Origin of the sequence: Xanthomonas sp. D-99 (assembly GCF_017746145.1) — a bacterium.
In the GTDB taxonomy this organism is placed as follows: Bacteria; Pseudomonadota; Gammaproteobacteria; order Xanthomonadales; family Xanthomonadaceae; genus Xanthomonas; species Xanthomonas cissicola.
On the sequence record NZ_JAGHWU010000116.1, the window covers coordinates 1 to 4797 of the forward strand.

A 4797-nucleotide genomic window follows, 5' to 3' on the forward strand; every position below is an offset into this window, starting at 1 on the left:
GGTTGACCTCGGCGCCCGCATCGCGCCGTGGGAGACGCTAACGCTGCGGGATGCATGCGCCGTCGCCACGGCGGGCACGAATGACGGATCGGCCTTATGCATGGGCATGCAGCGCTGCAAAAGATCCCCGCTGCTTGTTGCTCATGAATCGTGAGAAAGCCAGGGCTCCGGCTAGTTCGCCTGGAGTCTTTCGAAGTTGGGGGTGGTGTCCCCGCCGGTTGACCTCGGCGCCCGCATCAATCGATACCGTTGCTGCCTTCCGGCCCTGGCGGGATTTTCGATCTAGCGTCGCGAGGGACCGACGGGGCCACCATAAGACGTGGGCCACGATGCCGTGGCCCTGGACCCGTGCAATCAGCTTGCAGAGTCATAAAACTGGCGGAGAGAGGGGGAGGTACTGATCCCGCTCGAACGTCCCGACTCTCCTACAGCCACGCAAACCAGGAAGGTGTCCTGCTTTGTGGTCTGCCATTGTAGCGGGTTGTCTAGGTCCGTTGCTAGCCTCGATGATCGGGTTTCCGTCTTCCACCCGAGCAGCGAGGACGTGGTGATACCCCCACATCCTTGGGTTCACATGGAGAAGGAAGCTAGGCGTTCCTGATCTAGCATTTGCTATAGGATGTAGCTCCGGAGGTGCCTTGCGTTCAGCGAGAGACAGGTTTGGTCATCACATCAAAGAGATCCCACGTCGCGACTGTTGCGAAGTTGGTGGATTTGTGGTAAATGTGCTTTATGGCCGACTTGATGATCCACTCCGAAACCGAAGACCGCAAAGTTCTCGACCGCCTTATAAAGGCGATGAGGATCCCCAGCACCGTATTGTCTTACGACATCAAGGTTGGGGATGACTCGAGCGGGGATTCATCATTGTTTGTCAAATTGAAGGTGAATGAAAAGTCAGTGGCTTCCAGTTCAAAGAGGTTCAGGGAGTTGAGAAGCTTTGCCGATGAAGTTCAGAAGGTTGCGCTTAGCAAAGGCGTTTCGCGCTGGCCTTACGTCGAATTGGTTAACGGGATTGGCAAAAAGCGTTAATGGCGCTCCCTCAAGATCTTTTGCGTCAAGCAAGGCATTTGGCGACTAAAGAAAAAAGAAGGCCTCAGCAGGCTAGCCTCAGGCGAGCGATCTCGACTGCCTACTACGCCCTGTTCCATCTTTTATCGTCAGAGGCTGCAAGTCTTGTGAGCCCCGCCCAGCCTGCGGGAATCGGACGACATATTCAAAGGGCGCTTACTCATAGCGATATGAAAATTGCTGCCAAGGGTATTTCTCAGCCTAATTTAGGCAGGCCATATTCAGCATTGATATCAACAGCCGTTCTGCCTGAACTAGCTGACGTAGCGCGTCATTTTGTTACTCTTCAGGAGAAAGACATGCCGCTGATTACGATATAAATAGAACATTTGATAGATTACACGCGCTAGCTCAGGTCAGTTTGGCGGAAACTGCCTTCAAAAAGTGGACTTCCGTCCGTGGGAAGCCCCAGGCCAATGTCTTCCTAATGATGCTATTTTTTGGGAAAGCGCTGTCTGCCAGATAGCGGTTGTAAGGCAGGGTAAGTAAGTTTTATCAGGCCCCTGGATTTACGATAAGGTGATTGGTCACGAATATAAGGGTTGAGTATCACAGCAAATAGTAGGACCTCAAAGCCATCATTTGTGTTAAAGGCCCGTCTACCTTTGATGAGTTGGCTTCTAGGAGAAGTGGTTATTTGGAACCTACTTCACCATCAAGTCGCCAGGGAAAAAATGAGCACGGGCCTCTCTTAAGTTTACGGCACGATGCTTCGAACCAACGTCTTCGTTGATGTGGAGTCGCAGCCAGGCCGGGGAGCTTGCTTCACCCTGTGCGTGCCTTGCTTTTAATAGAAACTGGTCGCGCCGTCTGGCCCCGCCGTGGGGGCACCTCTCGCATCTCTGGCAGTGTTGGGGTCTAGCGCGTCAGCTGCGCATACAGCACAAACAGCACCATCGGAAGGCTGCTCAGCACCGAAGTGACCCAGAAAGCTCCCATGACGGTCAGCGGCGTCATGACCCACCACTGCCACCAACTGAAGCCGCGGTCACGCTGCCGTGCCATATGAGCCTCGAAAGCGTGAAAGCGCTCTGCTTTCCGCAGGCCCCGGCGAGCCATCAGCGGCCCAACGAGAAAGCCAAACGGACCCAGGAACAGCAGACTGAGCGAGAACCACCAGAAGAAGCGGTTGTGGGGTGTCATGACCTTCTTGGGAACAGCGCGCCGTGCGGCGTCCCCGCCAGCCCCCACGGCGTCGACGGGCGTTCCTGCCATCGAATCGGTCTTCATGCTCATTTTGCGTAGGCCCTCCAGGTGCCGTCCGCTTTGGCGTAGCGCAAGTTCTTGTTGACCGGCACGGGGAACTGCCGACCGGCAATCTCCAGGACCACTTGGCCGCGCGTGTCGCAGCGGTAGCCGTCGGCGCCTTGCGCTTCCACGCATCCGGTGAGTTCGAAGTTTTGGACATCGGTGACCTGGCCGGCGCCGCTCTGCTGGAGCAGGGTGACCAGCGCTTGCTTGGCGTTGTCGTTCGACGGCTTGCCGCTGCAGGCGGTCAGGCCCAGGGCCATGGTCAACGCGACCAGGCCGATCCATGCATTTTTCATGTCGTTCCTTTTCTGAGGGATGGGAAAGCGGGCAAATCCGGGGCCTGCTAGTTGTCGCGATTGCCGTCGGGTTTAAAACCAGCAATCCAGAGCCTGGTGTCTTTGAATGGCGTCAGCATTCCCGACGACCCCGGGTGCAGGTCTGCGGTCTGGAGAAATCCCGAGACCCAGGCGACGCGCAGGGCGACATCGACGGCGCGGTCAGCCACGCCGGGCCGGCTCACGTTGACGACAAAGGGCTGGGCCGGAGGGTTGGGGCCCGTGGAGCGCTGGGCGCCCGTGTTGGGCTTGCTCGGCAAGACCCTGATACCGGTCAGCGTGTCCCTCCCTTTCCAGAGGGCCGCGCTATTGAGCTCCGCTGTCTCGCCCAGGTCGTCCGTTTCAGTCACCGCGGCATCGAAGCAGGTCCGGAAGGTCTCCGTGGTCGGGGCCGTGGGGCTGGTCCAGATGCGCGCTTCCACCGTCCAGCAGGGCAGGGAGGCGCCCCATTCCTGAAACGTGAGCGCCACCCGGGGCCAGTCCAGCTTTCCAAGCTGTGCTGCTTGGTGGTTGTCGCCCTTAAAGAGGCCGGGCAGCTTCCCGGCGGCGCTGAGAGGCACGTAGATGGCGCCAGTGCCTTGGGTGCTGGTTTTGCTGCCCGAGTTCGGCTGGATGCCGACCATCTGCTTGCCAGAGTCGGCCAGACTTTTTCCGAGCTGGCGAAAGAAGCCGGGCTTCGGGGGCTGGGTGTCCTGGGCCTGGGCAACGCCGGCCACGGTCAATGCGAGCAGGGCGGCGCCTGCAATCCTTGCGGTCTTCATGAAATCCCCGTGTGTTGTTGGAGGGTGCTACATTTCATGAAGAGTCTGCCATGCAGTGGAGGAGCAAGTCATGCTGTCCGGCCAACTTTTCAACATCCGTTCACGTGCCGAAGGCTTCTCCCCGAGCTCTCTTTGCTGCCCGCCTGAAACAGGCTCGGGAACTGCAAGGCATCCCAAGCCAACGAGCGTTGGGGGTGCTGATGGGGCTCGATAAGAAGTTGGCCAGCAGCAGGGTCAATCGCTACGAGAACGAGACCAGTGGCATCGACTTGGATGGGTTGGGGAAGCTGGCCGACACGTTGGGGGTGCCGATGGCTTACTTGGTCGCCGAAGACGAGGCTACCGCTCGAGCCATCATGGCATTAGCACGGATGTCAGCCAAAGAGCGGCGTGAGGCATTAGTGGCACTAGAGGCAATCGTGGGCGCAACAGAAGACTCGCAGCCGTGATTCCAAATCGCCTATTCAAGTATCGAGCTTTCGACTCTTTCGCGCTAAAGCTCATTTGCGACAGCGAGGCATGGTATTCGCGGACCCCTGCATTCAACGATCCAATTGAAGAGCTCACCGAGACCATCAACGACGTTGATCGCATGACTCTCGAGGCGCTTCACCGGAGGCTTTTCCCAGAGGATTCTCTGCAACGTCTTCAGCGTAACCAGTGGACCTATGACGGCGACTACAACGATGTTGAGGCGTCTATTGAGGAATATGTCGACGCAGCGAAAAGAGAAATCGACGACAAGGTCCGCGAAATCCTAGGTAGCCGCGGAGTGCTGACCTTGTCTGCACGCTGGGACAGCCCGCTAATGTGGAGTCACTACGCTGATAGTCATCGTGGCTTCTGTATCGAATACGACGCTACCAACCATCGATGTCAGCATATAGGACAGGTCGACTACACCAGCAGTCGAGGGATTCGGCTATCAGATATTGCTGCATGGAAATTGAAGGGTGATGAAAACGCTCTTAGATCAGTTGTCGAGTCAGCCTATTTCCGTAAGTCTCCCGATTGGGCATACGAAAGCGAGTGGCGCGATGTGTCTCGGGGCTTCGGAGCCGGAGAGGCGCCATTTCAACTGTCGGGGATTACCTTCGGAATGCGCTGTCCTAGGCACGTAAGGACAGCGCTCATGCTCGTTTTTAGTGGCTACAAGGTCAAGCCGGACTTCTACGAGGCAAGATTCAAGCCCGGCTCTTTTGAGATGAGTCGAAGTCTTGTTGACCCGAACGAGATCGCTCATATTCGCCCTTCGGGCGCGATGGTTTTCGGCATTCCCGGTCGTTGCGAGCTTCCCTTTGATATCACTGATTGATGTATTTGCGAGCACTATTTGGCGAAATGCTCGATGGCTTCTTTAAGGAAGGTCTGATCAACTC

At 57.1% G+C, this 4797-nt stretch carries 7 protein-coding genes and 1 other RNA gene; 4 read left to right on the plus strand and 4 right to left on the minus strand.

Features of this window, described 5'->3' with window-relative positions:
* Positions 1-208 precede the first annotated feature (208 nt).
* Positions 209-305: signal recognition particle sRNA small type (gene ffs, locus J7360_RS20905), an RNA gene on the minus strand.
* A gap of 427 nt (positions 306-732) precedes the next feature.
* Here ffs and J7360_RS20910 point away from each other — a divergent pair.
* On the plus strand, positions 733-1032 hold the full coding sequence (locus tag J7360_RS20910) for a hypothetical protein (protein ID WP_209034739.1): 300 nt from the start codon (positions 733-735) through the stop codon (positions 1030-1032).
* Positions 1032-1391, plus strand: coding sequence for a hypothetical protein (locus tag J7360_RS20915; RefSeq protein WP_209034741.1), 360 nt, complete (start codon positions 1032-1034; stop codon positions 1389-1391). Before J7360_RS20910 ends, J7360_RS20915 begins: the two co-directional genes overlap by 1 nt.
* 538 nt (positions 1392-1929) lie before the next feature.
* Here the strand turns inward: J7360_RS20915 and J7360_RS20920 are convergent.
* From J7360_RS20920 to J7360_RS20930, 3 genes are read right to left on the minus strand one after another with little or no spacing between them, the layout of a single operon-like run.
* Positions 1930-2307, minus strand: coding sequence for a hypothetical protein (locus J7360_RS20920; RefSeq protein ID WP_176214982.1), 378 nt, complete (start codon positions 2305-2307; stop codon positions 1930-1932).
* Positions 2304-2618, minus strand: coding sequence for a hypothetical protein (locus J7360_RS20925; protein ID WP_057664286.1), 315 nt, complete (start codon positions 2616-2618; stop codon positions 2304-2306). Before J7360_RS20925 ends, J7360_RS20920 begins: the two co-directional genes overlap by 4 nt.
* Before the next feature lie 47 nt (positions 2619-2665).
* A complete protein-coding gene (locus J7360_RS20930) occupies positions 2666-3418 on the minus strand; it encodes a hypothetical protein (protein WP_057664284.1) in 753 nt (250 codons plus the stop codon).
* A gap of 104 nt (positions 3419-3522) precedes the next feature.
* Between J7360_RS20930 and J7360_RS20935 the strand changes: the two genes are divergently transcribed.
* Both J7360_RS20935 and J7360_RS21715 read left to right on the plus strand, forming a co-directional pair.
* Positions 3523-3867 (plus strand): helix-turn-helix transcriptional regulator, encoded by a 345-nt coding sequence (locus J7360_RS20935; protein ID WP_254894385.1) that lies wholly within the window; start codon positions 3523-3525, stop codon positions 3865-3867.
* A complete protein-coding gene (locus J7360_RS21715) occupies positions 3864-4733 on the plus strand; it encodes a DUF2971 domain-containing protein (protein WP_209034743.1) in 870 nt (289 codons plus the stop codon). Before J7360_RS20935 ends, J7360_RS21715 begins: the two co-directional genes overlap by 4 nt.
* Positions 4734-4797: the final 64 nt, after the last annotated feature.

Excerpts from the sequence above, each read along its gene's own strand:
- J7360_RS20925 (WP_057664286.1), bottom strand. The coding sequence starts at position 2,618 with ATGAAAAATGCATGGATCGGCCTGGTCGCGTTGACCATGGCCCTGGGC.
- J7360_RS20915 (WP_209034741.1), top strand. The coding sequence starts at position 1,032 with ATGGCGCTCCCTCAAGATCTTTTGCGTCAAGCAAGGCATTTGGCGACT.
- J7360_RS20910 (WP_209034739.1), top strand. The coding sequence starts at position 733 with ATGGCCGACTTGATGATCCACTCCGAAACCGAAGACCGCAAAGTTCTC.
- J7360_RS20930 (WP_057664284.1), bottom strand. The coding sequence starts at position 3,418 with ATGAAGACCGCAAGGATTGCAGGCGCCGCCCTGCTCGCATTGACCGTG.
- J7360_RS20920 (WP_176214982.1), bottom strand. The coding sequence starts at position 2,307 with ATGAGCATGAAGACCGATTCGATGGCAGGAACGCCCGTCGACGCCGTG.